The organism is Actinomadura sp. 21ATH, from assembly GCF_041951345.1.
Lineage (GTDB): Bacteria > Actinomycetota > Actinomycetes > Streptosporangiales > Streptosporangiaceae > Spirillospora.
In genome coordinates, this window is record NZ_JBGNUR010000001.1 from 330,860 (window position 1) to 356,961 (window position 26,102).

Annotated in this window: 30 protein-coding genes; 12 read left to right on the top strand and 18 right to left on the bottom strand. The window is 73.0% G+C overall.

Annotation, left to right across the window (positions count from 1 at the left end; all coding sequences use genetic code 11):
- Nucleotides 1-61: 61 nt before the first annotated feature.
- Complete coding sequence (locus ACA361_RS01605) at nt 62-586, top strand: NADAR family protein (RefSeq protein WP_375009930.1); 525 nt, start codon at nt 62-64, stop codon at nt 584-586.
- On the opposite strand, the gene ACA361_RS01610 is transcribed toward ACA361_RS01605, so the two are convergent.
- Both ACA361_RS01610 and ACA361_RS01615 read right to left on the bottom strand, forming a co-directional pair.
- Nucleotides 576-1,460, bottom strand: coding sequence for an LLM class flavin-dependent oxidoreductase (locus ACA361_RS01610; protein WP_375009931.1), 885 nt, complete (start codon nt 1,458-1,460; stop codon nt 576-578). The two genes, ACA361_RS01605 and ACA361_RS01610, sit on opposite strands and share 11 nt — an antisense overlap.
- Entirely contained in the window at nt 1,457-2,404 is a 948-nt protein-coding gene (locus ACA361_RS01615; protein WP_375009932.1) for a zinc-binding dehydrogenase, read from the bottom strand. Before ACA361_RS01615 ends, ACA361_RS01610 begins: the two co-directional genes overlap by 4 nt.
- 55 nt (nt 2,405-2,459) lie before the next feature.
- Between ACA361_RS01615 and ACA361_RS01620 the strand changes: the two genes are divergently transcribed.
- Nucleotides 2,460-2,792 carry a YnfA family protein gene (locus ACA361_RS01620; protein ID WP_375009933.1) on the top strand — a complete coding sequence of 111 codons (333 nt, stop codon included), beginning with the start codon at nt 2,460-2,462 and terminating at the stop codon, nt 2,790-2,792.
- A gap of 3 nt (nt 2,793-2,795) precedes the next feature.
- Here the strand turns inward: ACA361_RS01620 and ACA361_RS01625 are convergent, their stop codons facing one another.
- Entirely contained in the window at nt 2,796-4,607 is a 1,812-nt protein-coding gene (locus tag ACA361_RS01625) for a serine/threonine-protein kinase (RefSeq protein ID WP_375009934.1), read from the bottom strand.
- A gap of 262 nt (nt 4,608-4,869) precedes the next feature.
- Here ACA361_RS01625 and ACA361_RS01630 point away from each other — a divergent pair, with 262 nt between their 5' ends.
- From ACA361_RS01630 to ACA361_RS01640, 3 genes are read left to right on the top strand one after another with little or no spacing between them, the layout of a single operon-like run.
- Entirely contained in the window at nt 4,870-5,379 is a 510-nt protein-coding gene (locus ACA361_RS01630) for a hypothetical protein (RefSeq protein WP_375009935.1), read from the top strand.
- Nucleotides 5,380-5,423: 44 nt separating this feature from the next.
- The gene (locus ACA361_RS01635) at nt 5,424-6,167 is read left to right on the top strand and encodes a hypothetical protein (RefSeq protein WP_375009936.1); all 744 of its coding nucleotides are present in this window, start codon (nt 5,424-5,426) and stop codon (nt 6,165-6,167) included.
- A gap of 16 nt (nt 6,168-6,183) precedes the next feature.
- Nucleotides 6,184-6,909 carry a hypothetical protein gene (locus ACA361_RS01640; RefSeq protein WP_375009937.1) on the top strand — a complete coding sequence of 242 codons (726 nt, stop codon included), beginning with the start codon at nt 6,184-6,186 and terminating at the stop codon, nt 6,907-6,909.
- Between the two features lie 73 nt (nt 6,910-6,982).
- Here the strand turns inward: ACA361_RS01640 and ACA361_RS01645 are convergent, their stop codons facing one another.
- From ACA361_RS01645 to ACA361_RS01665, 5 genes are all read right to left on the bottom strand, one after another.
- Nucleotides 6,983-7,414: a hypothetical protein gene (locus ACA361_RS01645; RefSeq protein WP_375009938.1), complete on the bottom strand. Its 432-nt coding sequence runs from the start codon at nt 7,412-7,414 to the stop codon at nt 6,983-6,985.
- An 846-nt stretch (nt 7,415-8,260) separates the two neighbouring features.
- On the bottom strand, nt 8,261-9,496 hold the full coding sequence (locus ACA361_RS01650) for an RNA polymerase sigma factor (RefSeq protein WP_375009939.1): 1,236 nt from the start codon (nt 9,494-9,496) through the stop codon (nt 8,261-8,263).
- A complete protein-coding gene (locus tag ACA361_RS01655) occupies nt 9,493-9,828 on the bottom strand; it encodes a YciI family protein (protein WP_375009941.1) in 336 nt (111 codons plus the stop codon). The genes ACA361_RS01650 and ACA361_RS01655 overlap by 4 nt, the downstream gene beginning before the upstream one ends.
- A gap of 20 nt (nt 9,829-9,848) precedes the next feature.
- Entirely contained in the window at nt 9,849-10,475 is a 627-nt protein-coding gene (locus ACA361_RS01660; protein ID WP_375009942.1) for a dihydrofolate reductase family protein, read from the bottom strand.
- A 115-nt stretch (nt 10,476-10,590) separates the two neighbouring features.
- Entirely contained in the window at nt 10,591-11,100 is a 510-nt protein-coding gene (locus ACA361_RS01665; RefSeq protein WP_375009943.1) for a hypothetical protein, read from the bottom strand.
- 4 nt (nt 11,101-11,104) lie between these two features.
- Between ACA361_RS01665 and ACA361_RS01670 the strand changes: the two genes are divergently transcribed.
- From ACA361_RS01670 to ACA361_RS01680, 3 genes are all read left to right on the top strand, one after another.
- Nucleotides 11,105-11,434: a response regulator transcription factor gene (locus tag ACA361_RS01670; protein ID WP_375009944.1), complete on the top strand. Its 330-nt coding sequence runs from the start codon at nt 11,105-11,107 to the stop codon at nt 11,432-11,434.
- Nucleotides 11,435-11,505: 71 nt separating this feature from the next.
- On the top strand, nt 11,506-12,162 hold the full coding sequence (locus ACA361_RS01675; RefSeq protein ID WP_375009945.1) for a class I SAM-dependent methyltransferase: 657 nt from the start codon (nt 11,506-11,508) through the stop codon (nt 12,160-12,162).
- A gap of 126 nt (nt 12,163-12,288) precedes the next feature.
- The gene (locus tag ACA361_RS01680; protein WP_375009946.1) at nt 12,289-12,630 is read left to right on the top strand and encodes a hypothetical protein; all 342 of its coding nucleotides are present in this window, start codon (nt 12,289-12,291) and stop codon (nt 12,628-12,630) included.
- A gap of 15 nt (nt 12,631-12,645) precedes the next feature.
- Here ACA361_RS01680 and ACA361_RS01685 read toward each other — a convergent pair whose 3' ends face one another.
- The gene (locus ACA361_RS01685) at nt 12,646-13,530 is read right to left on the bottom strand and encodes a Gfo/Idh/MocA family protein (protein ID WP_375009947.1); all 885 of its coding nucleotides are present in this window, start codon (nt 13,528-13,530) and stop codon (nt 12,646-12,648) included.
- Nucleotides 13,531-13,594: 64 nt separating this feature from the next.
- Here ACA361_RS01685 and ACA361_RS01690 point away from each other — a divergent pair, with 64 nt between their 5' ends.
- Both ACA361_RS01690 and ACA361_RS01695 read left to right on the top strand, forming a co-directional pair.
- Complete coding sequence (locus ACA361_RS01690) at nt 13,595-14,167, top strand: TetR/AcrR family transcriptional regulator (RefSeq protein ID WP_375009948.1); 573 nt, start codon at nt 13,595-13,597, stop codon at nt 14,165-14,167.
- 64 nt (nt 14,168-14,231) lie between these two features.
- Nucleotides 14,232-15,446 (top strand): Cmx/CmrA family chloramphenicol efflux MFS transporter, encoded by a 1,215-nt coding sequence (locus ACA361_RS01695; RefSeq protein WP_375009950.1) that lies wholly within the window; start codon nt 14,232-14,234, stop codon nt 15,444-15,446.
- On the opposite strand, the gene ACA361_RS01700 is transcribed toward ACA361_RS01695, so the two are convergent.
- From ACA361_RS01700 to rraA, 4 genes are all read right to left on the bottom strand, one after another.
- Nucleotides 15,435-16,694: a hypothetical protein gene (locus tag ACA361_RS01700; protein WP_375009952.1), complete on the bottom strand. Its 1,260-nt coding sequence runs from the start codon at nt 16,692-16,694 to the stop codon at nt 15,435-15,437. The two genes, ACA361_RS01695 and ACA361_RS01700, sit on opposite strands and share 12 nt — an antisense overlap.
- Before the next feature lie 284 nt (nt 16,695-16,978).
- Nucleotides 16,979-18,838: a M6 family metalloprotease domain-containing protein gene (locus ACA361_RS01705; protein WP_375009954.1), complete on the bottom strand. Its 1,860-nt coding sequence runs from the start codon at nt 18,836-18,838 to the stop codon at nt 16,979-16,981.
- On the bottom strand, nt 18,802-19,044 hold the full coding sequence (locus ACA361_RS01710) for a hypothetical protein (protein ID WP_375009956.1): 243 nt from the start codon (nt 19,042-19,044) through the stop codon (nt 18,802-18,804). Before ACA361_RS01710 ends, ACA361_RS01705 begins: the two co-directional genes overlap by 37 nt.
- Nucleotides 19,045-19,190: 146 nt before the next feature.
- Nucleotides 19,191-19,670 carry a ribonuclease E activity regulator RraA gene (gene rraA / locus ACA361_RS01715; RefSeq protein WP_375009958.1) on the bottom strand — a complete coding sequence of 160 codons (480 nt, stop codon included), beginning with the start codon at nt 19,668-19,670 and terminating at the stop codon, nt 19,191-19,193.
- A 112-nt stretch (nt 19,671-19,782) separates the two neighbouring features.
- Here rraA and ACA361_RS01720 point away from each other — a divergent pair, with 112 nt between their 5' ends.
- Nucleotides 19,783-20,868 carry a protein kinase gene (locus ACA361_RS01720; RefSeq protein WP_375009960.1) on the top strand — a complete coding sequence of 362 codons (1,086 nt, stop codon included), beginning with the start codon at nt 19,783-19,785 and terminating at the stop codon, nt 20,866-20,868.
- A gap of 22 nt (nt 20,869-20,890) precedes the next feature.
- On the opposite strand, the gene ACA361_RS01725 is transcribed toward ACA361_RS01720, so the two are convergent.
- A complete protein-coding gene (locus ACA361_RS01725; RefSeq protein ID WP_375009962.1) occupies nt 20,891-21,343 on the bottom strand; it encodes an Lrp/AsnC family transcriptional regulator in 453 nt (150 codons plus the stop codon).
- Between the two features lie 67 nt (nt 21,344-21,410).
- Between ACA361_RS01725 and rocD the strand changes: the two genes are divergently transcribed.
- Nucleotides 21,411-22,613 carry an ornithine--oxo-acid transaminase gene (rocD, locus tag ACA361_RS01730; protein WP_375009963.1) on the top strand — a complete coding sequence of 401 codons (1,203 nt, stop codon included), beginning with the start codon at nt 21,411-21,413 and terminating at the stop codon, nt 22,611-22,613.
- 1 nt (nt 22,614) lies between these two features.
- Here rocD and ACA361_RS01735 read toward each other — a convergent pair whose 3' ends face one another.
- The 4 genes from ACA361_RS01735 to ACA361_RS01750 all read right to left on the bottom strand — a co-directional run bounded on the left by ACA361_RS01735 (nt 22,615) and on the right by ACA361_RS01750 (nt 26,052).
- Nucleotides 22,615-23,139 (bottom strand): flavin reductase family protein, encoded by a 525-nt coding sequence (locus ACA361_RS01735; protein ID WP_375009964.1) that lies wholly within the window; start codon nt 23,137-23,139, stop codon nt 22,615-22,617.
- Nucleotides 23,140-23,164: 25 nt separating this feature from the next.
- Complete coding sequence (locus ACA361_RS01740) at nt 23,165-23,620, bottom strand: DUF6113 family protein (protein ID WP_375010877.1); 456 nt, start codon at nt 23,618-23,620, stop codon at nt 23,165-23,167.
- Nucleotides 23,621-23,657: 37 nt separating this feature from the next.
- Nucleotides 23,658-24,557: an N-acetyl-1-D-myo-inositol-2-amino-2-deoxy-alpha-D-glucopyranoside deacetylase gene (gene mshB / locus ACA361_RS01745; protein WP_375009965.1), complete on the bottom strand. Its 900-nt coding sequence runs from the start codon at nt 24,555-24,557 to the stop codon at nt 23,658-23,660.
- Between the two features lie 85 nt (nt 24,558-24,642).
- A complete protein-coding gene (locus ACA361_RS01750) occupies nt 24,643-26,052 on the bottom strand; it encodes a serine/threonine-protein kinase (protein WP_375009966.1) in 1,410 nt (469 codons plus the stop codon).
- Between the last annotated feature and the right edge of the window lie 50 nt (nt 26,053-26,102).

Genomic DNA, 26,102 nt, shown 5'->3' on the forward strand with positions numbered 1-26,102 from the left:
GATCTGGTTTGGGGCACGAAACCGTTTGCGACCGCACTGCCCGCTGCGCCACGCTCGGAGGATGCGCATGGAGGAGCTGCTCGACCTGGAGGAACGCGGCCGGCTGCCGGAGTTCGTGCTGTTCTGGGGCGGCAGGAAGGAGAAGGGCCGGCTCAGCCAGTGGTACCCGTCGCCGTTCACGGTCGACGGCGTCGAGTACCCGACGGCCGAGCACTACATGATGGCCGAGAAGGCGCGCCTCTTCGGCGACACTGCCGCCGTCGGGAAGATCCTCGCCGATCCCGACCCGGGCCGCGCCAAGGCCCTCGGCCGCCGCGTGCAGGGCTTCGACGAGGACGCCTGGACGGCCGCGCGGTACGAGATCGTCGTGCGCGGCAGCATCGCCAAGTTCGACTCCGACGACCGGCTGCGGAACTACCTGTTCTCCACGTCCGGCAAGGTGCTCGTCGAGGCCAGCCCGCACGACCGGGTCTGGGGCATCGGACTCGACGAGCACCAGCCTGAAGCGCTGAGGCCGTCGCAATGGCGCGGCCTGAACCTCCTCGGGTTCGCCCTGATGGACGCCCGGGACGCGCTCAGCGCCTGAGCAGGGCGGCGGCCTCGCCGACCAGCTCGATCTGGCGCAGGTGGTCCCCCGGGAACGGCATCGCGATCACGCGGTGGGCGCCCGCCTCCGCCAGCGCCGCGAACCGTTCGGCCGCCCGCTCCGGCGTGCCGGTGACCAGCGCGGCGCGGGCCTCGTCCGCCGTCATGCCGTACTCGGTGAGGCCGCGGACCTGCGCGTCGATCCGTTCCGCCGGGACGTCGCCGAGCCCGACGCTCACGCTGACCGTCAGCCGGGGCGCGGGCCGGCCGTACTCGGCCGCGAGCGCCGCCAGCTTCTCGGCGGCGGGCCCGATCCGCGCCGGATCCGAGAACGCCGGGTACCACTCGTCCCCGAACCGCGCGGCCCGCCGCATCGCCGCGGGCCCGCCGCCGATGAGGACCGGCGGCATCGGCGCGCCCGGCGACAGCGTGACCTCCCCGTCCGCCAGCTCCACGGCCTCGCCCCTCACCAGGCCGGGCAGGACCGCCAGCGCCGCGTCGGTCCGCGCGCCGCGCTCCGCGTACGGGACGCCCGCCGCGCGCCAGCCCGCGTCGCCGTGGACGGCCCCGCCCGTGCCGACGCCCAGCAGGACCCGGCCGCCGGACAGGTGCTGGAGGCTGGCGATCTGCTTGGCGGCCCACGCGACCGGCCGCAGCGCCAGGATCATCACACCGAACCCGATCCGCACCCGTTCGGTGACGGCGGCGGCGGTCGCCATCCGCAGCGTGCTGTCCAGGAACGGCCGGTCCCTGGCGATCAGGTGGTCGCCCACCCACACCGACTCCAGCCCGGCGTCCTCGGCGCCCCTGGCGTACACGGCCACTCCCGCCGCCTGCTCCAGGCCGCCCGACGGAAGGTACACCCCGACGTTCACCGGCCGACCTCCAGCAGGGTCTTGCCGACGGTCGCGCGCGTCTCGATGGCCCGGTGCGCGTCGGCGGCCCGTTCCAGCGGGAAGCGCTGCCCGATCACCGGGCGCAGCCGTCCCGCGGCCGCCTCCCGAAGGGCGCTCTCGGTGTACGAGCGCCTCAGCGCCGGATCCGGATCCGGCTTCACGAGGACGACGCCGCGTTCGGCGGCCCGCTCCTCCGGCACGCCCGCCCACTCGCCGCTCGACAGCCCGTAGCTGACCATCCGGCCGCCCTTGCCGAGCAGCCCGAACGCGGCCCGCCCGATGTCACCGCCGACGCCGTCGAATACCACGTCCACGCCCCGGACGGCCTCGGCCCACCCCGGCCGCCCGTAGTCGACCGCCTCGTCCGCGCCCAGCTCCCGCGCCAGCGCCAGCTTCCGCTCGCCTCCGGCGGCCGCGACCACCGTCGCCCCCGCCGCCTTGGCGAGCTGCACCAGCAGCGTGCCGACCCCGCCGGCCGCCGCCTCCACCAGCACCCGCTCCCCGGGGCCAGGCGCCGCCGCCCGCAGCATCATCGTCGCCGTACGCCCGTCGGCGAGCAGCGCGACCGCGGCGTCCAGCTCCAGCCCGTCCGGAACGGCGAACAGGCCGGCCGCGTCGACGTCGGCCCGTTCGGCGTATCCGCCGGAACCGCCCATGCCGCTGACGATCCGCTTCCCGGCCAGCTCCGGGTCCGCGCCTTCGCCGACCGCCGCGACGACACCGCCGACCCCGTTCCCCGGTATCACCGGCAGGTCCGGCTTGAACGGCGACGGCGCGCCCGACCGGAACTGCGTCTCCACGAACGTGATGTTCGCGTACGCCACGTCCACCAAGACCTGCCCCGGGCCCGGCACCGGATCGGGCGCGTCACCCGCGACGAGCACCTCCGGCCCGCCGAACTCCCTCAACCACACCGCTCTCATGGGTCAAGCGTGCAACCTCGACCTGACTTGAGGTCAACCCGCTACCCTCACGATCATGACGATCGCCCGGTCCCTGCTGCTCTTCGCCCTGGCCGCCCTCGCCGAGATCGGCGGCGCCTGGCTGGTCTGGCAGGGCGTCCGCGAGCACCGCGGCCTCGCCTGGACCGGCGCCGGCGTGCTCGCCCTCGGCGCCTACGGCTTCGTCGCCACCCTCCAGCCCGACGCGAACTTCGGCCGCATCCTCGCCGCGTACGGCGGCGTCTTCGTCGCCGGCTCCCTCGCCTGGGGCATGGCGCTCGACGGCTTCCGCCCCGACCGGTACGACGTCATCGGCGCCCTGATCTGCCTCGCCGGCGTCGCCGTCATCATGTACGCCCCGCGCCCCTGACCGCTACTTCGGCAGCATCGCCACGATCTCCGGCTTCAGCAGGTCGCGCACCTTCGCGTACGGCGCCGTCAGCCGGTCGTACATGCAGCTGCTCCCGCCGGCCGACCAGTTGATCTCGAACTGGCCGGGCGCGAAGAACGGCGTCGCCACCGCCGGCCACGGGCCCGTCACGTCCTGCCGCGGGAAGAAGTCCTTACGCTCCGGCCCGCCGTGCACGCAGCCCCGCGGCCCCCACATCACCTGCCCCCACGGCCTGCGCCCCGTGTCGGACTCGCTCTTCAGCCGCCCCCACAGCGTCGCCAGCCCGCTCGCCGTCAGCGTCCCCGGCTTGAACACGTCGTCCGCCTTCAGCGCCCGCCCGGTCTTCAGATCGACCGTGACCGCCCATCCCGGCATCTCCCCGTCCGCGGGCGCGCAGTACCGCGCGTTCGTCTTGTAGACCGCCGAGACCAGCGACGGCCCGCGCAGCCCCACCCGCGCGGTCGTGCTCAGCCGCGCGTCCTGGGTGCACTGGGTCCCCGCGTCCGTGCCCGCCCTGCGGAGATAGCCGATGGTCCAGTCCAGCGGCTCGCGCAGCGCCCTGTTGACGCGCTCCTGCGCCGCCGCGTCCCGGAGCCCGGTGATCCGCGCGTACTGCGCGTTCTGCACCACCAGCCGCGCCTCGGTGTACGCCTGGTTCTGGACGGCCACCGTCGCCGCAACCGGCTGCGTACGGGGCGTCGCCTCCCCGTCGTCGGCCGTCGTGTACGCGACGACCCCGCCCGTACCCGCCACCACGGCCGTACCCGCCACGACCAGCGCCGCCTTACCGCCGACCGTCGCGAACACGCCCGTACTGCTCGTCGCCACGCCCCCGCCGACGACGGCACCGCCGGCACCGGCGCCCGCGCCCGTTCCCGCCGCCGCGCCGGTGGCGGCCGCGGCCCCCGCCGCGACCGGCGCCGCCGAACCGATCCCCGCCGCCACCAGCGGGAACAGCGCCGCCAGCGCGACGGCCGTACCGGCCAGCGCCCGGACGCCCCGCTGCTCCCAGTCCGCCCCGTAGGCCGCGGCCGCCGCCCGCTCCAGCTCCTCCACGAACGCCGCCGCCCCCGCGGGACGCCCGCCCGGCTCCTTCGCCATCCCCCTGGCGACGAACTCCCGCAACGCCTCCGGCAACTCGTCCACCGGGACGTCCGCGTTCAGGTGCTTCGCCATCAGCTCGGGCCCCGACCCCGTGAACGGCCGCCGCCCGGTGACGCACTCGTAGAAGACGCACGTCGCCGCGTACACGTCCGCCGCCGGCGTCGCGGGCTCCCCGCGCCACTGCTCCGGCGGCATGTACGCGGGCGTCCCCGAACGCCCGTCCTCCCCCTCCGGCACCGCGATCCCGAAGTCGATGAGCTTGCTCAGCCCGTCGGCCTGCACCACCACGTTCGCGGGCTTGTAGTCCCGGTGGACGACCCCCACCGCATGCGCGGCCGCCAGCCCCCGCAGCGACCCCTTCAGCACCGTCAGCGACGCCTCGGCCCCCAGCGCCCCGTGCTCCGACAGCACCCGCTTCAGCGGGACCCCGTTGACCGCCTCCATGACGATCGCGGCGCCGTGCTCGCTCTCCACCAGCCGGTAGAGCCGCGCGACGTGCGGGTCCCGTACCCGCCCCAGCAGCACCGCCTCATGCCGCAGCCGCTCCAGCTCGGTCCCGGCGCCGCGTACCAGGTATTTGATCGCGACCGGCGTCCCGGCCGTCGCGTGCCGGGCCAGCACCACCCGTCCCTGGGCACCGGCCCCCAGCTCCCGAACTTCGTGAAACCCGTCGATCCGCCACACGTCCACCGCACACCCTCCTACCTCTGATCATGAGGCACGCACGGTGTGATCGCCTCCCGTCACGGAAAGTTCGGTCCCTCCGGACACGAACCTTTCCGCAACGAAGCTCTTTTCCCGCCCCACACTCCTCTGTAAGCTTTCGCGCGTACTCCGCCCCGTTGTCGAGACCGGACGATCAGGGATGGCGATGCACGCCCGGTTGGTACGTTCCTCCCCCCACGGGCGTTCCTGCGCACGACCCGCACTGACGCTGACCGCCCTCGCGGCCTTGGCCGCCGCCTGCGGCCAGCAGCCGTCCTCAGGCGACTTCAACCCCAACGGCACCCTCTCCCGCAACACCCCCGCCACCTCCGCGCCGTCCGCGTCCCCCTCGGCCCTCCCCACAGCCCAGGTGAACCAGACCGTCCTCACCCGCTACCGCGAGTACCAGCGCGTCTACAAGCGGGTGTACGAGTCCAACGACCCGTCGGAGCTGAGCACGGTCGCCATGGACCCCCTGCTCACCCAGATCACCCGGGACGTCGAGAAGACCAGGGCGCAGGGCGAGATCTGGCGCTTCACGAACATCTCCAACGCGAAGGTCTACGCCCGCGCGAAGGACGGCCTCACCGTCTACGTCGTCGACTGCGTCCGCACCCTCGCCAGCTACCGCTTCTCCGCCAGGACCGGCAAGCGCACCGGCGGCGGCGAGGGCGGCTCCTACCTCCACCGCACCGCCGTCCGCTACGACGCCGGCACGTGGAAGGTCTCCGAGACCGTCCGGGACGACAAATGCTGACCCGCCGTACCGCACCGAAGGCGGCCCCCGAAGAAGGACCCGCGATGCCCCGACGCCCGCGCCTGACCCCCTTGGCCGCCGCCTCCCTGACAGCCGCCCTGACGGCCCCCTTCCTGACCGCCCTCCCCGCCAACGCCGCCCCCTGCGGCATCGGCTCCGGCCAGCCTGTCTGCTTCCCCGAGAGCGACGGCAGCCAGACCGGCGGCGGAGGCGGCGGCACCGGCGGCTCAGGAGGCGGCGGTAACGCCCCGATTCCCGGCCTCAACGCCGATGATGAAGGGCTCGGCCCTGGGGGCGACCCGGAACCCGCTCCAGAAGCACCGGCGCCCGCCACGATCGACCTGGCTGAGAGCGCCCGCGCATCGGCGCCCATGCCGGTGCCGACCGTCCACACCGCGCCAGACGGCAAGACGTACGTCAAGGTGAAAACCGGCCTGTGGGTAGACGGCTTTGAGACGGTGCAAACCCCGCCCGTCTCCGCTGGAGACCAGATCGTCCAAGCGACCGCGGCACCCCGTTCCGTGTCCTGGAATCTCGGTGAGACGACCATCACGTGCAATGGTCCGGGCAACGAGAACGGCACCGAGTGCAGCCACACCTACAACCGGTCGTCCGCCAGTGTTCCAGGCGGCGCCTACAAGATCACAGCAACGATCACGTGGGGGGTCACCTGGACCTGCGAAGGATCGGAATGTGACGCGCCAAGTGGCACTCTCGCCGATCTCAGTTCGACCTCGGCCCCGAGTCCGCTGGTCGTGAGCGAGATACAGACCAATACCCGGCAATGAAGGCGACCGGCCCAGTATGACCCCTACCAAGCTGTCCGGCGCACTGCTGCTCATATCCGCACTCGTCTTGACCGGATGCGGAAGCAGCGACGGTAAGAGCGCCCCCAAGCCAAGCGCCTCCACGCCCACCTCGAAGCCGCCACCGACGTACACGGCAGCTCAGGTAGAGCGCGGCCTACTGGCACCGGCCGAAATCGGTTCCGGTGTCGAGCAGATCCGCACGGTCGCCGATGTCCTCAAGAATGGAGGCGTCCCCATCTGCTCTCTGTCGGCAGGAAAACTGGATGGAAGCCCGCAAGTCACCAGCCGCCAGTTCAGCAACAAGGCCGACGCAAAGGACGAGGTCAAGTACACCCAAGTCATCGCCCGTTACGACACGCCCAGCAATGCCACCGCCGCCTTCGAGGCTTTGAAGACAAAAGCCGAGTCTTGCCCACCCAAACAGCATGTCGCCCCACGGAAAGTTCGTGAGAACTTCACTGTTTATGCTCACGACGACACATGGAAGCTCAACGAAGACCGAATCCTCGACTGGCGAAGGATTCGCGGCACCGAGCAACAGAAATACTCTGCGTCGACCACGAAGTACAACATCTTCCACGTCTTTTATGACTACGCCGTTCAGGGAAACCTGATCGTCGCGACGATGTATTACGAGCGGACCGAGCCCAAGAAGTCGGGCGACCCGATCGCGAAACGAGCGACCGAGGTACTGACCAGGCAGCTGCAGAGATTCGCCTGAGCGGGAAGTCAGCGACCCTCCCCATACAAGGGGGCTCAGGAGCTCAGTGCCTTACGACCTCTGGCCTGCTGGCCTAGGTGTCGGCGCCACGTCTTCGACACCGCTCCGGCGGCAGGAACGCGTCATGAATCAAACAAATCGCTGACGCCACCACATAAACCCCTGCAACGTGCAACCTCTCACCCACGACCACGTCAATCCATGACTGAACGCCTTTCCGTGCCGCCTCCATCTCAGACCGGGAATTGGTGACGTCGAGAAGGCACTCGGACATGCTGAACGTCCGCTGCAACTCCGCGTCCAGCAGGGGACGGATCTCCGCATTGACGACATTGGCAGCCGTATCCCACCCCACGGCCCTGCCGGGCGCATGCACCGTGACCGCCGCCGCGAACGGATGCACGAACCGCGTGGTCGAACCCTCGATACCGACCCCGACGATCTGCGTGCTCTCGTTCCAGGACGCGTAGAAAATCCGCGCACTCCACCCGTCGCCACCCCGCATGAACCTCAATAATGAGGCACACCCACAAGATCACGCTGCCCACGTTCCAGAAAGACCGGACTGCTGGCAAATATCCCTGAAATCTAAGAAGAAAGCACGTTAACAGCAGCAATCCGTCCTATCGGAGAATAAGGTGAAAGTTGATTCTGTCCCGGCCTAAGCACGTTCGTATTCGGTATGGGAACTAAATGAACTACGGCCGCAGGGCCATCCGTAGGCAAGGCGGTCGTGTTCTACTTCGCGGCTCTCGTTCGACTGTGTCATCCCATGCAGCCGGCCTTCCCGGAACGGTCTTCCCGGATACGCGGACGAGCCGTTTAGGGCCGCGGTTAACGCGCCGCAGCCGCACGCCGCGTTCGATGTGCTGGTGGGCCGCGGGCGGTGGAGGCCGCGTGACGATCTGGACGGGATCGTCGTCCGGTTCCGGGCGGCGGGCCGGCCATCGTGGACGGGTGCCACGTCGACGCGAGCTTCCCCGGCGACTACATGAGCTGGCGCGTGAACGTGGCGTCCAAGGACTACGCGCTGCGCATGTTCTTCCTGTTCTCGGACGTGGGAGAGGACGACGCGCCCGCCCGCGTCCGGGTCGGGTCCCACGCGGACGCGGCGCGGGAGCTGGTCGCGCGCGCCGGTGCGGCCGCAGGGCACCGTCGTGTCGCGTACGCCGCGGGCCGCGCGGGCGACGTCTACCCGTTCCTGGCGCATGCGGGACAGCCGCACCGCGGGACGAGCCCGCGCTTCCTGGGCCAGCCGAAGCTCGAACCGGCCCGGCCGCTCCGGCTCGGCCGTCGAGACGGCGATCCGGCGGGCCCTCGGCCGGGACGGCGGTCGTCCCGACGGGCTCGGTCAGGGATCGTCCAGGTCGGCGAGGCGGCGGGTGAGGTAGGCGCGTTCGGCGTCGTTGGCGGTGAGGGAGATCGCTCGCTCGTACGCGGCCGCCGCCTCGGCCGCGCGGTCCAGGCGGCGGAGGAGGTCGGCCTTGACGGCAGGGAGGTAGTGGTAGGCGGCGAGCCGTTCGTCGCGTTCGAGGGTCTCGATCTCGGGCAGTGCGGCGGCCGGGCCGTGGACCATCGCGACCGCCACGGAACGGTTGAGCGCGACCACCGGGGACGGCCAGACCTTCAGCAGTTCGTCGTAGAGCACCAGGATCTGCTCCCAGTCCGTGTCGGCGTAGGAGGGCGCGGTCGCGTGCAGGGCGGCGATGGCGGCCTGCAGGGCGAAGCGGCCCGGGCCGCCGCGGAGCGCGCTCACGACCAGGTCGTGCGCTTCGGCGATGGCCTGCCGGTCCCAGGCGGAACGGTCCTGTTCCTCCAGCGTGAGCAGCCGCCCGTCCGCCGCGGTACGGGTGGCGCGGCGGGCATGGTCGGCGAGGAGGAGGGCGAGCAGCCCCCTGGCCTCGGGCTCGTCCGGCATGAGGTCGCGGAGCAGCCTGGCCAGGTCCAGGGCGCGTGCGGCGAGGTCGTCCCTGGTCAGCGCGGGTCCGGAGGGCGCGGTGTGGCCGGTGGTGTAGAGGAGGTGGACGACGGTGAGGACCGCGTCCAGCCGGTCCGGGAGGTCCGCGGCGGGCGGCAGCCGGAACGGGACCCCGACCGAAGCGATCTTCTTCTTGGCGCGGGTGATCCGCGCCGCCACCGTCGGTACGGGGACCAGCAGCGCCTTCGCGATGTCCGCCGTCGCCACTCCGCACACCAGCCGCAGCGTGAGCGCGATCCGCGCCTCCGCGGCCAGCGCGGGGTGGCAGCACAGGAACACCAGCCGCAGCCGGTCGTCGCGCACGACCGGAGCGGGCGGTTCCGGTTCCGGTAGGGGTTCCACCAGCAGGTGCTGCTTCGACCGCAGGTTGGCCGCTCTGCGCAGGACGTCCAGCGCGTTGTGCCGGGCGGCGGTGGTCAGCCAGGCGCCCGGCCGGTCCGGTACGCCGCCGCGCGTCCAGTCGCCGAGCGCGGCGGCGTACGCGTCCTGGACGCATTCCTCGGCGAGGTCGAGGTCGCGCGTGACGCGCACCGTCGCGGCGAGCACCCGGGCCCACTCGCGGCGGTGCGCGTCGGCGACCGCCCGCCGGACGGCCGGGGACGGCGTCACCCGGCGAGCAGCGGCCGCACCTCGACGGCCCCGTCCATGATCGGGAGCAGCCGGCCGATCTCGATCGCCTGGTCCAGGTCCGCGGCCTCGACCACGAAGAACCCGGCGATCACCTCCTTGGTCTCCAGGAACGGCCCGTCGGTGACCACGCCGCCCTTGCGGATCGTCCGCGCGGTCGCGCTCGGCTGGAGGCCCTGCTCGTGGACGACCCGCGCCCCCATCGCGGCGATCTTCTCGCCGGCGCGCAGGTTGGCCTCCATGACGTCGGGCGGGATGTCGGCGGCTCCTCCGGGCAGTTCCCTCTCGTAGATCAGAATCGCGTACTGCGGCATGGCGCGTCCCCCTCCTGGAGTCACCAGTTACCGGTCTCCGGACCCATCGCACCGTATTCGACCCCGCCGTCGCGGGCGTAGGTGCCGACCACGGCGCCGGTGGCGTGGACCGTGCTCGCGACCAGCCGGAGCCCGGCCGGTACGGTCCCCTCCGCGAACAGCCGCTTGCCGCTCCCGATCAGCACCGGGAACACCACGAGGTGGTACTCGTCCACCAGGTCGTGCGCGATGAGCGTCTGGACGAGGCCGCCGCTGCCGTGCACCTGGATCTCGCCGCCGTCGCCCTCCTTGAGCCTCCGTACCGCCTCGGGGACATCGCCGGTGAGCAGCGTGGAGTTCCGCCACGACACGCTGTCCAGCGTCCGCGACGCGACGTACTTGGGCATTCCGTTGAGCTTCGCCCCGATCGGGTCGCCGTCCTCGGCGAGGGGCCAGGTGGCGGCGAACTCCTCGTACGTCCTGCGGCCGAGCAGGAGCGCGCCCGCCCTGCCGGTCAGGTCCGCCATCGCCGCCACGAGCCGCTCGCCGATGTGCGGCGCGGCCCAGCCGCCGTGCTCGAAGCCGCCGTCGCGGTCCTCGTCCGGGCCGCCGGGGCCCTGCATGACGCCGTCCAGTGACAGGAACGTGGTGACCTTCAGCTTCCGCATGCCTTCTCCTCCGTCCGGGGCGGGGCGCCGCTGTCCGGCGCCCTCTCCCATGACGGCGAACGGGCCCGCGCGAATTCGACGACCCGCGCCATCGGTTTTCCCCGCCGGTGGCGGTTCAGAGGTCCCGGCGGGAGGTTCCGATCACGGTGACGGCGGCGGCGGCCAGGGCCCAGGCGGCGTAGACGGTCCACGCGCCGGCGGTCGTCCACGGGTACGGGACCGGGTCCGGGACGGCCTGGCCCAGGCGCTGCCAGGCGTTGAGGGGCAGGGCGTGGGCGACGAGGGCCGACCAGTGCCGGTCGGCGCCGAACGCGGCGGGCGGCACCAGCAGGATCACGAACACGGTGACGAGGGTGGGCGCGGTGTGCCGGACGACCGCCCCCACGGCCATGCCGGCCAGCGCGGACACGGGGGCGAGCAGGGCCGACGCCGCCACCAGGCGGAACGCGGCGGGCTCCGTGATCGACACGCCCGCGCCGCGCCCGGACAGGATCGCCTGGGTCAGCCCGAACGAGGCGCCCGCCACGACCGCGCCGAACGCCGCGGTGACCGCCGTGACGGCGGCGACCTTGGCCGCCAGCACCGCGTTGCGCGCGGGCACGGCGGTGAACGTCGTACGGATCATGCCGGTGCCGCGTCGTCGCCGCCGGGGACGGACTCATCCCCCCGGCGTCATCCGCCGCCTGATCGCGCGCCTGGCCGGCGGCGGGCCGCACCCGGCGCCCGCCGTCCCGCCGCACGGGCTCGCCGGCGTCACCGCGCGCGAGCGCGAGGTGCTGACCCTCGTGGGACGCGGCCTGACCAACGCCGAGATCGCCGCCGAGCTGCATCTCAGCATGGCCACGGTCAAGACGTACGTGGCGCGGCTGCTCACCAGGCTCGACGCCCGCGACCGCGTCCAGCTCGTGATCATCGCCTACGAGAGCGGCCTCCTCGGTCCCGGCACGCGGCCCGCTTGACCGCCTCCATCGCTAGAGCTTATATCTAGAGAACACCACTAGAGTTCAGCTCTAGCTTCTTGGAGGCACGGATGCCCGACCCGCGAACCGCCGACGCCGTTCAACGCGACCAGGAGGAGGCCGTCCGCCGCGAGCTGGAGCGCTACTACGGCTCAGGCAAGCCCCCGTGGGACAGCGGCGTGACGCCGCCCGAACTGGTCGCCCTCGTCGAGGGCCCCGGCGCGGCGCCGCCCGGCCGCGCGCTCGAACTCGGCTGCGGCACCGGGACCAACGCCACGTACCTGGCCCGGCACGGCTGGGACGTGACGGCCGTCGACCTCATCGAGAACGCCGTCCGGCAGGCCCGCGCCAAGGCCGCCGCGGCCGGGGTTCCGGTACGGCTGCTGCACGGGGACGCGACCCGGCTCGACGACCTCGACGCGCCGGGCCCGTACGACCTGTTCTTCGACCTGAGCTGCTTCTGCGGCATCCCGCCGCACCGCCGCGACGCGTACGCCGCCGGCCTCACCCGCCGCGCCGCCCCCGGCGCGCGGCTGCTGATGTTCGGGTACGGCCCCGAGGCGTTCGACGACCCGATCTCCGGCGTCACCGCCGGCGAGCTGCGCGCCAGGTTCACCGGCTGGGAGCTGACCGGCACCGCGCCCGGCACCAACCCGGTCCCCACCTTCTGGTTCACCCTGCGACGGACCGCCTCGGAGGCGGGGACCGCGCCCGCGCCCCGGGGTTAGCATCGAGGGTCCAGCCCGTTCCTTCCGGACGGCCCAGGCAGCGGAGACCGGCCGATGGGCGCAGAGTGCGTGTCCCTACCGCCGAGACCGCCGAGACCGCCGAGGTCGCGGTGGCGCCGGCGAGGTGTGTCGGTCTCGCTCGCGCTGATCGTCCTGCTCGGGGCGGCCGGGTGCGGCCCCAGGTACGCGACGTCGCGGATCGAGCCGTACGAGGCGCTCGTGTCGGCCGACGGCAGGAGCCTCACGCTGTTCTTCGGGCGAGGGCGTGACGAGACCGTCGAGACGCGGGTGGCCGAGCTTCCCGACCAGCTGATCGTCACCTTGCGCGGCCGGTTCCGGGCGGACGTCGACGTCGCGCTCGACCTGCTCCGCGACTCCGTGACGGTGACGCTGGAGGCCCCGCTCGGCGGGCGGCCCGTCCGCACGGAGGACGGTCCGCCGATCACGGTGCGAAAGGCGCGTTCGTAGCTTGGCGCCAGGTGGTCAGGCGTGTTCGACGATGCGTTCGCAGAGGCGGTGGGTCTCCAGGGCATCGTCGGCGGGGAGGGGCGTGCCGGCGCGGACGGCGTCCAGGAAGGCGAGGGTGATCTGCTCGATGCCGCGCTGGCGGGCGACCGGGGTCCAGTCGCCGCGGCGGTGGAGGGTCGTGCCGTCCCGGTGGTCGACGACGTCGGCGAGGTTGAGGACCTGGCGCTTGGTGTCGCGGCCCATGACCTCGAGGACCTCCTCGGTGGAGCCGTTCGAGCGGTTCATGATGCCGAGCGCGGTGAAGCCGTCGCCGGAGAGCTGCAGGACGATGTGGTGCAGCTCTCCGGCGACGAGGCGGGTGCGGACGCCGACGTGGTCGATCGGGCCGGGGGCCAGGAAGCGCAGGGTGTCGGCGACGTGGATGAAGTCGTCGAAGACGACCGCGCGCGGGGCGGCGGGAAGGCCGGTGCGGTTCTTCTGGAGGACGATCAGGTCGCGCGGGCGGTCGAGCAGGGCGCGGTAGCCGGGGGCGTGGCGGCGGTTGAAGCCGACCATCAGGCCGGTGCGGTGCTCTTTCGCCAGTTCGGTGAGGTACGTCGCGTCGGCGAGGTTCGCGGCGAGGGGCTTGTCCACGTACGTCGGGACGCCCGCGGCGATGAGGCGCTCGGTGATGGCGCGGTGGGTGTCGGTCGGGGCGTGGACGAACGCGGCGTCGAGGTCCTGCGCGAGGAGGTCGTCCAGGGTGGCGTGCCGGTCGGGCAGGCGGTAGGCGTCGCCGACGCGGTCCAGGGTGGCGCGGGTGCGGGTGTGCAGGTGGAGGTGCAGGCCGGGCTGGGCCGCCAGTACGGGCAGGTACGCCTTCTGTGCGATGTCCCCGAGGCCGATCACGCCGATCTTCATGGGTCGAACCTACTGCGCCCCAGGTATTGAACTGTCCGTTCCAGAACGTGCTACGGTACGTCGCATGGCACGGCCGAGGAACTTCGACGAGGACCGGGCGGTCGAGGCGGCGATGCGCGCCTTCTGGACCGCCGGGTACGAGGCGACGTCCACCCAGGACCTGTGCGCGGCGACCGGGCTGGGGCGCAGCAGCATCTACAACACGTTCCGGAGCAAGCACGACCTGTTCGAGCGGGCGCTGCGCCGGTACATGGAGATCAAGGACGCGGCCACGCTGGAGGCCCTGAAGGGAGAGGGGACGTTCCGGGAGCGGATCGCCGTCCTGCTGCGCGGAATGATCGAGGAGGACTGCCGGGACGGCATCGGCTGCCTGGTGGTCAACAGCGAGATCGAGCTGGCGCCGCGCGATCCGGTGATCGCGGAGCTGCTGCGGCGCAACTACGGGCGGCGGCTGGAGGCGCTGCGGGCGGCGATCGAGGAGGCGCAGCGGAACGGGGAGATCGACGCGGAACGGGACGCGCGCGGGCTGGCGCACTTCGTGATCGCGACGATCAGCGGGCTCCGGGTGGCGGCCCGGGCCGGCGCCGGGCGCGAGGCGCTGGAGGCGGTGGCGGAGACGGCGCTGCGCGCGCTGTGAGCCGGCCGCCTTATTTTTTTGCGCATGTTTTGGACCGATCAATACAGAACAGGAGTCGATATCCATGCCAGTGGCGATCTACGTGCTGGGGTTCGCGATATTCGCGCAGGGCACGTCGGAGTTCATGCTCGCGGGGCTGCTGCCCGCGATGGCCGCCGACCTGGGCGTGTCCGTGCCGGCGGCGGGACTGCTGATCTCGGCGTACGCGATCGGGATGGTGGTCGGCGCGCCGGTCCTGGCGATGGCCACGCTGCGGGTGCCGCGCCGCACGGCCCTGCTGGGCTTCCTCGGCGCGTTCGCGCTGGTGCACGCGGTGGGCGCGCTGACGTCCAGCTACGAGGTGCTGTTCGCGACCCGGCTGGTGGGCGCGTTCGTGAGCGCCGGGTTCTTCGGCGTCGCGATCGTCGCGGCCATCGGTCTCGTCCCGGCGAACGCGAAGGGGCGGGCCATCGCCATCGTGCTCGGCGGGATCACCGTGTCGACGATCCTCGGCGTCCCCGGCGGGACGTTCGTCGGCAACGCCCTGGGCTGGCGCGCCGCGTTCTGGACGGTGACCGCCCTGTCGGCGGTGGCCATGGCCGGCGTGGCGTGGGTCCTCCCCCGCGGCCGGCAGGACGCGGTCGACGCGCCGGGCGTGCGCGACGAGCTGCGCAGCCTCGCCAACCCCGGCCTGCTGGTCGTGTACGCGACGAGCGCGCTGACCTTCAGCTCCATGATGGCCACCTTCAGCTACCTGGGGGCGTTGCTCACCGAGACGACGGGCGTGCCCGAGGCGTGGGTGCCGGCCGTGCTGGCGCTGTTCGGCGTCGGGTCGCTGATCGGCATCACGGTCGGCGGGCGGGTCGCGGACGCGTACCCGTTCCGCACGCTGACCGTCGGCATGGCGGGCGTCGCGCTGGCGTCGGCCGGGATCGCGCTCGGGGCGGCCGAGCCGGTGGTGGTGATCGCGCTGGTGCCGCTGCTCGGCGGGTTCGGGCTGGCGACGAACCCGGCGGTGACCGTGCGCGTGTACGCGAACCTGGGCCGCGCGCAGACGCTGGCCGTGGCGACGACCTCGTCCACCATCAACATCGGCAACACGCTCGCGCCGTGGCTGGGCGGGCTCGTGATCGGCGCCGGGTTCGGCTACCGGTCGGCGGCCTGGGTCGGCGCCGGGATGGCGGTCGCGGCGCTCGGCACCGTGGCGCTGGGGGCCGGGATGGAACGGCGCAGGCGGGGTGCGGCGGGTGCCGCGGCGGCGGGAGCCCGGGAGGCGGAGTTCAGCCCGTCAGCACTCTGACCGCGCCGTCCCGTACAGGACGTGCCGCCCGGCATGTCCCGCGACCGTCCAGAGGCGGCCGGTGCCGCGCCCGCAGTACAGGTCCGCCGCGCCGGACGCGGCGGCCCGCCCGCCGGTCCGCTCGAAGCCGCGGCCGGTCAGCCGGGCCTGGATCAGCTCCCCCCGCTGCCCGGCGCCGCGCGCGAACCACCAGGTGCCGCCGGACACCGCGCCGCCCTGGACGTGCGAGGCGGGGAGCCTGGCCACCGTCGAGGGCGTGGCCAGGCCCCCGCCGTCGGTCGCGAGGTCGCTCGAACCGTCCGCGAGGGGGAACGCCGCCACCCGCCCCTCGCCGTTCCCGCACCGCTCCCCCGTCACCAGCCGGTCCCCGCCGGTACGGTCGACGGCCAGCCACGAGTGGTTCGGGGTGCCCTCGCCCGTGCAGGACGCGCCGGACTTCTTGGCGGGAACGTACGAGTACACCTGCGGCATCACGTAGCGGTGGCCGTGCCCGTAGTACTTGCGGCCGTTCAGGCCCACCAGGCCGGGCCTGGCGGTGGCGCCGGCGCGGCTCTTGCCGAGGTCGAGGATCCGGCGCATGTCGAAGACGCGGATGCCGGTGCCGCCGTCGGCCAGGTAGAGGCGGTTGCCGTACCAGGCGATGCCGCCGGCGCTCGTGCCGGCGGCGCCCTTCCCGCGCGTGCCGATGGGCTCGTACGTGGGGCGCCCGCGCGAGTCGCGGTACGGCCACACGAGCAGGGCGTGGTGGTAGGCGCCGTTCCTGTCGTTCACGAACGTCACCCGCACGCTCCTGTGCGGGCTCTTCCCGTCCTCGTCGGACCAGGCGACCAAGAGCGGCCGGTACGCGCCCCACCGCCCGTCCGCGCGGGCGTCGGAGGCACCGGTGACGCCGTGAGGACGCCATCCGGATGCGGCGCCGCCGGCGGCGCCGAAGCAGAAGACCCGCGCCCCCTGGGGGACGCCGGCCGCGCCGCCGCAGTCGCCGTCCCACTCGCCCCTGCCGCCGCCTCCGGCGGCGAGCAGGGCCGGGAGCCCGGTGGTCTCCAGCCGCCCGGCCAGTCCGGCGAGCGCGGCGGCGTCGGGCCCGGTGCCCACCTGGAGGGCGTACGGGTCCTTGGCGGGCGTCTGCGCGGCGGCGGAGGTGTCCACGCTGGCCGTGGGCCCGGCCGAGTAGTAGGTGTACATGGGCGTGCCCACCGCCACCACCAGCAGCGGCGCGGCGAGGGCCAGCAGGTGGCGGACGTTCACTGATCACCTCCCAGGCGATCAAGGAACCTAACATCATGGGACTTTTCACCCAAGATCACGCTTTGCAGCGACATAATCGCTAGAGGAGATCGGCAGAGGTCAGTGCGGCCGCGCCCGACACGCCACGACCACCGGCGGAAACGACTCCGCATAACGATCCGATAACGCAGGTAAACCGTTGGACCGCTCGGGCGTCACGAAACGCCCCCCGCCGCGCGGACCGCGGCGGGGGTCGCCCCTTTCACTCCGGTCGTGCCGGCCGTCTCGTCGTGCCGCCCGTCAGGTCAGCCGAGCCGGCAGGCGCCCGTGTCGGACCTGCTCGGATCGCTCTCCGAGACCGCCTTCACCTGGAGTCTCGCACCGTGCTCCGCACCCGCGCCGGGCTTGGCCCACACCTCGGCCGTGGTGCGCCGTCCCGCCGCGGCGGTCGCCAGCTCGTTCGGCACCCAGGTCCGCCAGCCCCTGCCGGTCACCGACGCCGACAGCCGGTAGACGTCCGACGCGTGGTGCCCGCTGCCGCCCTTCCCGGAGTTGCGCAGCGGCACCGTGCACTTCACCCAGCCCGATCCGGCCGGCGCCGTGCGGCCGTTGTCCACCTTGACGCCGCGCCGCTGCGGGCCCGCGCCGTCCAGCGAGCGGATCGCCACCGTGTACGACAGGATCCCCTTGCGGTCGCGCTCGAGGTCCAGAACGTAGAAGTGCAGGCGGTTGCCCTCGTCGACGTACTCGAACTCGCTGCCCGAGCCGGTGCCCGCGTGGAACAGCGCGTCCGAGAGCTGCCGGTAGTCGCCGATCGTCATCTTCTGCGGGGTGCCGTCCGGCAGGACGAAGTCGACCTTGTCGATGTCCTGCGGGTTGGCGTCCTTCACCCAGATGAACGGGGCGTCGTCCTCGTCCTTGGTCTTGGCGAGCAGCACGCCCGAGTCCGGCGTGAACGAGTCGAAGCCCATCCGGTCGACGACCTCGAGCGTGTAGTTGTCGTACTCGCCGCCGTCGCACAGCGGATCCTTCGCCTCGTCGCACTCCGGGCTGGCGTCCCCGCCCGCGCCGAGCTTGAGGTTGATGCCGGTCAGGCCGCCCTTCCCGGGGTCGGCGGCACGCGCGGTGATCTTCGCGACCAGGGTGCCGGACGCGGCGAGCGCGTCCCGGTCGGCCTGGAGCACGTGGTCCGGGTTCACGATGCCCAGCTTGAGCTTGTTGCGCAGCATGTGCTGCGCGCCCATCGAGCCGCCGCCCGTCGCCGGGATCGTCCACCGGCTGTGCGGCCCGCCCGGCCCGTTGAAGCTGCCGCGGCTCAGCATCTCCCAGGGGCCGGAGAACGCGCGGCGCGGCGGGTTCGCGTACGGGTTGTTGTAGTTGTCGCCGATCCCGAGGATGTGGCTGAACTCGTGCGCGAACACGCCCATCCCGCTGCTCTCGGCCTGCGTCGAGCTGTCGCCGGTCGCGTTGGGCCAGATGGTGGAGCCCGCCGCCCACGACGACCACGGGACGTACCGGGTCCGCACCCAGTTCGGCAGCGCCGGGTCCTGCGGGCCCCACTCGGGCGGCACGGCCTCCGGGGAGGCGAACTTCATCTGGCCGAACTCCTGCCAGGTGCTGCTCTCGTCCTGTCCGGCGGAGAGGAAGAAGACGAAGTCGAACTCGGCCGCCTTCGCCTCGCCCACGTCGGCGATCCACGCGGCCCGCGCGTCGGTCCGGATGTTGCGGTTGCAGGTGTCCCCGGCCGGGCAGCCCATGTCGCCCTGCCAGCGGGCCTCCACGCCGTACTCGTGGTCCTTGGCGGGCATCCGGTACGCGCCGAACGCCGTCAGGTCGACGCCGTACCGGCCGCCGGAGTCCTCCATCCAGTACTCGTGCAGCGTGTGCCCGTTGTTGAGCTTCTGCGGCTTGTTGAGGAAGTCCTGGTAGAACCGCGCGACCCGGTCGCGCGGGACGTTCCCGACCTCGCTGGGGTTGCCGAAGAGCGTCGAGTTCTTCGCCCTGGTGATCACGAACTCCTGGTCGGGGTAGTCGACGAGGACGACCGCGCCCTTGAAGTTCCTGATCGAGCCCTTGCGGGCCGGGTCGGCCCACGAGGTGCCCGGGACGGGCTTGTAGTCGTCCCAGGTCATGGTGTCGGGGAGCTCGTAGTTCTGGGGGTCCACCGGCCTGGGGGCGCCCGCGCGTACGTCCTCGCCTGCTGGGGGCGCTGCCAGGGCTGCGTCTGCGGCCAGTGCCGCATCTGCCAGGCGTTCTCGGTGGGTTCGGGGACGGGGGTGCGCTGCAGCGCGGCGGCGGGAGCGGCCGCCAGGCCCATGGAGAGCGTGAGCGTTGCGGCGAGGGGCACCAGGAGAGTCTTCTTGACGCGCATGTCTCACCTGCTTCGGGGGGTTGCTGCGACGCTAGATAAGTCCGTCCCGCCGGGCAATGGCCGACTTAGACGATCTTGTTAGGACGCCGCTGGCATCTCCCGACAGCCCTCCCCCGGACTCCCAGGCCGGCCCCGTAGGGCCGGGTTCAGACGAGGGCGCGCACGGCGGTGACGATGCCGTCCTCGTCGCTGTAGAGGAAGTCGCCGGGCCGGAACTCGACGCCGCCGAACGCCACCGGGACGTCGACCTCGCCGGCCGCGTCCTTCGCGCTCTTGCGCGGGTTGGAGCCCAGCGCCTTGACGCCGAGGTCGAGGGTGCCGAGCGCGGCGACGTCCCGGACGGCGCCGTAGATCACGACCCCGGCCCAGCCGTTCCGGACCGCGGCGGCGGCGATGAGGTCGCCCATCAGCGCCGAGCCGAGGGAGCCGCCGCCGTCGACGACCAGCACCCTGCCGCCGCCCGGCGTGTTGAGCAGCTTCTTCACCAGGCCGTTGTCGCGCAGGCAGCGCACGGTCGCGATCGGGCCGGCGAACCGGCCGCGCGCCCCGTACGACCGGAACTGCGTCTCGCAGCTCTGCAGCTCGGTCCCGAACTCGTCGATCAGGTCGGCGGTCGCGAATTCCATGGAACCTGAGCCTACTGGCAGGTAACCGAGGTGGCGGGGCCAGGGGCGGCCGTACGCGTGGCGACGGCGGTTGATCTTCGGTACAACGTTCTTCTCAACCAGGAGGTCCGTCATGCAGCCCCCCATCCGTCCCGGCGCGGTGTTCGAGCCGCTCCGGGGCGACGATCCGCCGCTGGTCGGCGGCTACCGCGTGCTGGCCCGGATCGGCGCCGGCCGCACCGGTCCCGTGCTGCTGGCCACCACGCAGAGCGGCCGGGCCCTGGCGATCAAGGTCGCCGGGGAGGAGGCCGCGCGGGACGCGGCGTTCCGGCGGCGGTTCAAGCAGGAGATCGCCGGCGCGCAGCGCGCCCGCGGCCGCTACCTGGTGCAGGTCGTCGACGGGCACGCGGAGGCGCCCGTCCCGTGGGTCGCCGCGGAGTACGTGCCCGGCCCGGCGCTGCCGGACGCGGTCGCCGAGGCCGGCCCGCTGCCCGTCCCGGCGGTACGGGCGCTGATCGTCGCGCTCGCCGAGGGGCTCCGGACGCTGCACGAGGCCGATCTCGTCCACGGTGACCTGAGGGCCTCCAGCGTGCTGCTCGCCGCCGACGGGCCGCGCCTGGCCGACCATTCCTCGCTCGAACACCCCGCCGCGCCGCCCGACGACGTGTTCGGGCTCGGCGCCGTCGCCCTGCACGCGGCGACCGGGCGCTCCCCGCTCCCGCGGCCGTCCCAGGACGGGCCGCCGGACCTCACCGGATGCCCGGACGAGCTGCGCGACCTCATCGAACGCTGCCTCGGCGCGCCCGAGGGCCGGCCGGCGCCCGCCTCGATCATCGCGGAGCTGGAGGAGGAGCCGCCCGGTCCCGGCTGGCTGCCGCCCGCGTTCGCCGAGCTGCTCCCCGCGTACGCGATCGAGCCCGCCCCCGAGCCGAAGCCCGAACCGAAGCCCGAGCCGGCGCCCCAGCCCGGGCCGAGGCCCGAACCGGCGCCGAAGTCCGAGGCGGCGACCGCTCCGAAGCCGAAGCCGGGCCGGCCCAACTTCGCGGTGCCGCTGCCGCCCGCGCCGCCGGTCCCGCCCCCGGGGCCGCCGCCCGCGATGCTCCCCCAGGGGCAGCCGGTGATGGGCCCCTACCGGCACGACCTCGCCATCGCGCTCGGCATCGGCGGCGCCGTCTTCGGCGCGCTCGTCCTGGTGCTGCTGTTCGCCTTCATGCTCTAGGCCGCCGGGGCCGCCGGGGCCGCTAGGCGGGGGTGTCGATCGGGCGGCCGATCAGCCGGGACAGCACGATCGCGGTCTTGGTGGCGGTGATGTTGTCCTCGCGGCGCAGCCGTTCCAGCGACTGCTCCAGGTGCTGGATGTCGCGGACCCGCACGTGCACCAGCGCGCTGGCGTCGCCGCTGACGGTGTACGCGGCGACCACCTCCGGATGCTTGCGGATGCTGGAGTAGATCTCGTCCGGCGAGGTCGCGCCCGTGCAGAAGATCTCGATGAACGCCTCGGTCGTCCAGCCCAGCGCGGCCGGGTCCACGATCGCCGCGAAACCGGTGATGACGCCGTCCGCACGGAGCCGGTCCACGCGCCGCTTCACCGCCGGCGCCGACAGCCCGACCTTGTCTCCGACCTGCGCGTACGAGGCGCGGCCGTGCTCCAGGAGCTGCGCAACGATTCGCCGGTCGAGGTCGTCAAGACGCAATGGATCGCTCCCCCCGAGTCCGTTTTGGCCGTTGGTCGGCCGCCGATCCCGAACATACGCTGATCCCGTGAACGTCGCGAGCACTACCGATCGGCTGCGGGCCCTGTCAGGGGAGCACAGCGCGCACAACTACCACCCCCTGCCCATCGTGATCGCCGAGGCCGAGGGGGCCTGGGTCACCGACGTCGAGGGCCGGCGCTACCTCGACATGCTGGCCGCGTACTCCGCGGTCAACTTCGGCCACCGCAACCCGCGGCTGATCGAGGCCGCGCGGCGCCAGCTGGACCGGGTGACGCTGGTCAGCCGGGCCTTCGACCACGACGCGTTCGGCCCGTTCGCGGCCGAGCTGGCGGAGCTGTGCGGCAAGGACATGGTGCTGCCGATGAACAGCGGCGCCGAGGCCGTCGAGACCGCGCTGAAGACCGCCCGCAAGTGGGGGTACGAGGTCAAGGGCGTCCCCGCGGACCGGGCGAACATCGTCACGTTCGAGGGCAACTTCCACGGCCGCACGACCACGATCGTGAGCTTCTCCACCGACCCCGACGCCAAGGACTCCTACGGGCCGTACACGCCCGGGTTCAGGACCGTCCCGTACGGCGACGCCGCCGCGCTCCGGGCCGCCGTGGACGAGCACACGGTCGGCGTGCTGATCGAGCCGATCCAGGGCGAGGCCGGCGTCAACGTGCCGCCCAGCGGCTTCCTGACGGCCGTACGGGAACTGTGCACGGAGGCCGGCGCCCTCATGCTCGCCGACGAGATCCAGTCGGGGCTGGGCCGCACCGGCACCACGTTCGCGGTCGAGCACGAGGGCGTCGTCCCCGACGTCTACATCCTCGGCAAGGCCCTCGGCGGCGGGATCATGCCGGTGTCGGCCGTGGTCGCCGACCGCGACGTGCTCGGGGTGTTCAGGCCGGGCCAGCACGGCTCCACGTTCGGCGGCAACCCGCTCGCCTGCGCGATCGGGCGCGAGGTCGTGGCGATGCTGAAGACGGGCGAGTTCCAGGAACGCTCCCGGACGCTCGGCGCGCACATGCACGAGCGGCTCGGCGCGCTGTCGTCCGACCTGGTCCGGGACGTGCGCGGCCGCGGCCTGTGGGCCGGGATCGAGCTGCACGGCCCGGCCCGGCCGGTGAGCGAGCGGCTGATGGGGCTGGGCGTGCTGGCCAAGGAGACGCACGCGACCACGATCCGGCTGGCGCCGCCGCTGGTGATCGACGGGACGGACCTCGACTGGGCGCTGGACCAGCTGGAGATCGCGCTCAAGGACTAGCTCAGGGACCAGGGCTGGAGATCGTGCGGTAGCCGCCCTCGTAGAAGACCAGGGGGCGGCCGCCGGGGTCGGGGACGTCCAGCCCGACGACCTCGCCGACCACGATGCTGTGGTCCCCGGCCTCGTGGACGGCGTACGTCCGGCACTCCAGCGTCGCCACCGCGCCCGTGAACAGCGCCACCCCGGTCGCGGGCCCCCGGTGGTGGTCCCAGCCCTCCAGCTGCCCCTCCAGGACGCGCCCGCGGGTGGCGAACCGGTCCGCGGCGTCCCGCATGCTCTCCGCCAGCACGGACACGCCCCACACGCCGCACGCGCCCGGGTCGGTCACCACGTCATGGAACCGCCCGGACTTCTCGGCGCAGAACAGCACGAGCAGCGGGTCCAGGGACACCGACGTGAACGCGTTCACCGTCATCGCGTGGTCGGTGCCGTCCACGACGGTCGTCACCACCGTGACGCCGGTGGCGAAGCGGCCGGCGACGCGCCGGAGCAGCGCTCCGGCGTCCGGTCCGGGATCGGGGCTCACGGCGCGTCCACTCCGGGCACCGGCCTCATCCGCGGGCGAGCGGCACGCCGCCGGTCAGCCAGGCGCCGGGGGGATGCCTGGCCGGGACGAGCGACACTCCGATCACCGCCGCAACCAGCCCGCCGATGATGAACAGGTAGCCCGTCCAGGTACCCGGAACGATCAGGTCGCCCTCGCCGCGCGGCACCGCCAGCGCGACCGCGGCGGCCGTCCACAGCAGCGCGGGCACCGACGCGCCGATCCGGCCGCCCAGCGCCCAGCCCGCCAGCCGGACCATGCCGAGATTGACCAGGATCACCGCGACCCCGGCGACCGGGACCGGCCCGGCCGTCCACGAGTGCGCGTACGCGCCCACCACGCCGACGACCGCTCCCAGCACGCCCAGCGCCGCGTACGCGGCCCCGGAGACGAAGGCGTCCAGGGGACCTTCGGCGGCGTCGTCCGGGTCGCCGGTGAGGTCCTGGGGCTCGTGGTGGTCCATCACGGCGGTCAGCGTACCGATACCGGAGCGTGCCCGATCACGGCCGGGGCGGGACGGCGGGCTCGGCGAACAGCCCGTTCTCCCGGCCGCCCGCGGGGGCCGGGCCGCGCTCGCCCGCGAGCAGGATGAAGTACTCGGTGCCGAACGCCTGCTGGCCGAGGTTGTTGGAGAGGGCGAAGAACGGCCCCACCTCGTCCGGCGCCACCACGATCTGGGTCCGGTGGGCGCGCAGCGCGGCGAGCTTGGCCGGCAGGTGGGCGCGGGAGTCGACCACCGTGGTCACCTGGTCGTCCGGCACGCCCGAGCCCAGCTCGTCCAGGCCCGCGACCCGGCCGAACGGCAGCCGCGCCTCGCGCATCACCGCGATGGCGCGTGCCAGGACGGTCCGCGGGGTCGCGTACGCGTAGAACTTGCCGATCCTCCACGGCTCGCCGTCCCCGTGGGCGGGGTCGGCGGCCAGCTCGTACGCCCGCCACGCCACCCGGTGCGCCTGGATGTGGTCGGGGTGGCCGTAGTTGCCGCGGTCGTCGTAGGTGACGAGCACCTGCGGGCGCACCTCGCGGATGACCTTCACCAGCTCGCCGGCGGCCTCGTCGAGATCGGCCCGCCAGAAGCAGCGCGGATCGTCGTTGGTCGGGGCGCCCATCATGCCCGAGTCCCGCCAGCGGCCCGGGCCGCCGAGGTAGCGGTGGTCGGTCACGCCGAGCGCGGCGCACGCCTCGGCCAGCTCGCCCACCCGGTACTCGCCGAGGCGGTCCTCCTTGTCGGAGGCGAGATGGCGCAGCTCATCGGGGATGACCTCGCCCTCTTCGCCCAGCGTGCAGGTGACGAGGCAGACATGGGCGCCCTCGGCCGCATATTTGGCCATGGTGGCCCCGGTCCCGATGGACTCGTCGTCCGGATGGGCGTGGACGAACAGGATCCGCGGCTCCTTCATGGTCCGAGCCTACTCAGGGCGGAACGGCGGCCGGGAAACCGCCCTCCCGCCCCGCGGCCGGACCCCGCGGAACCGGGGCGGCGCGCTACTCCTCGTCGCGGCCGCCACCGCCGCCGCCTCCACCGCCGCCGGCGGGCGGGGTCTCGCCGTCGGGCGGGGTGGTGGGCTCGGTCGGCGTCGTGGGCGTGTCGTCGGGCTCGGACGGCTCCGTGGTCGGCGCCGTCGGCCGCGTGGGCCGGGTCGGCGTGAACTCCGGCTCGGTCTCCCGCTGCCGCGTCCGGGTCGTCTCCGGCGTCGGATCGTTCTCCTCGGTCTCCTCGTCGGTCGGCGACACCGAGGTGCTGGCCGGCGGCGGCGTGACGTCCCCGCCCGGCTCGTCGTTGCCGGTGTTGAACATCACCAGGCCGACCACCAGCGCCAGCGCGGCGATCGCCCCGACCGCCGCCACGATCGGCCAGCGCGACTTCTTCTCCGGCTCCCAGTCCTGGTAGCCGCCGCTCCGGCGCGGGTCCGGCCGGCCGTAATGCGCGGGCGGCATCGGCGGCCCGGGCGGCATCCCGACCGGGCCCATCGCGCGGGTGCGGTCGACCGGCTGGGTCCCGCCGGTCGCCCGGGTCGGCCCGGCGGCCAGGTTCGCGCCCTGGCCCAGCATCGCGGTGGCCTGCGTCGGGTCGTCCATCTGCGTCTGCGCGGCGGGCCCGGCGCCGATCAGCGTCATCATCAGCTGCTGCGCGGTCGGCCGCCGCTCGGGCTCCTTGACCAGCGCGGCCGAGATCAGCCGGTGCAGGTCGGGCGGCAGGCCCTCCAGCGACGGCGGCTCGTTCATCACCCGGTTGATCACCGCGACCACGGTGTCGTCGCCGAACGGCGGGTGCCCGGTCGCGGCGAACGCCATCGTGGTCGCCCACGCCCACACGTCCACGGCCTCGGTCAGCGTGGACCCGGCCACCTGCTCGGGCGCCATGTACGAGGGCGTGCCGATCGCCTTGGTGGCGCCGGTCTGGCTGGTGTCCAGCGCCCGCGCGATACCGAAGTCGATCACGCGCGGCCCGTCCGGCGCCATGATCACGTTGTGCGGCTTGAAGTCGCGGTGCACGATCCCGGCCTGATGGATGGCCACCAGCGCGGTCAGCGTGCCGATCCCGAGGCGCTCCAGCGCGGCGCCGGTGATCGGGCCGTCCTCCAGCACCTGCCGGTGCAGCGACTTGCCCGGCACGTACTCGCTCGCGATGTACGGCTGGTCGCCGGCGACGTCGGCCTCCAGCACCTGCGCGGTGCAGAACCGCGCGACCTGCTTGGCCGCCTGCGCCTCGCGGACGAAGCGGTTGCGGGCCGAGGCGTCCGCCGCCAGGTCGGCGCGCAGCAGCTTGATCGCGGCCTGTGCCCCCGAGGCGTCCCTCCCCAGGTAGACCACGCCCTGCCCGCCCTCGCCAAGCCGTTCGAGCAGTTCGTACGAACCCAGCCGCCGGGGATCTCCCGGCTGCAGCTCCGGCATGGACCACTCCTTCGTACCCGCGATGACGGTGATGTGATGATTGGGGAGAG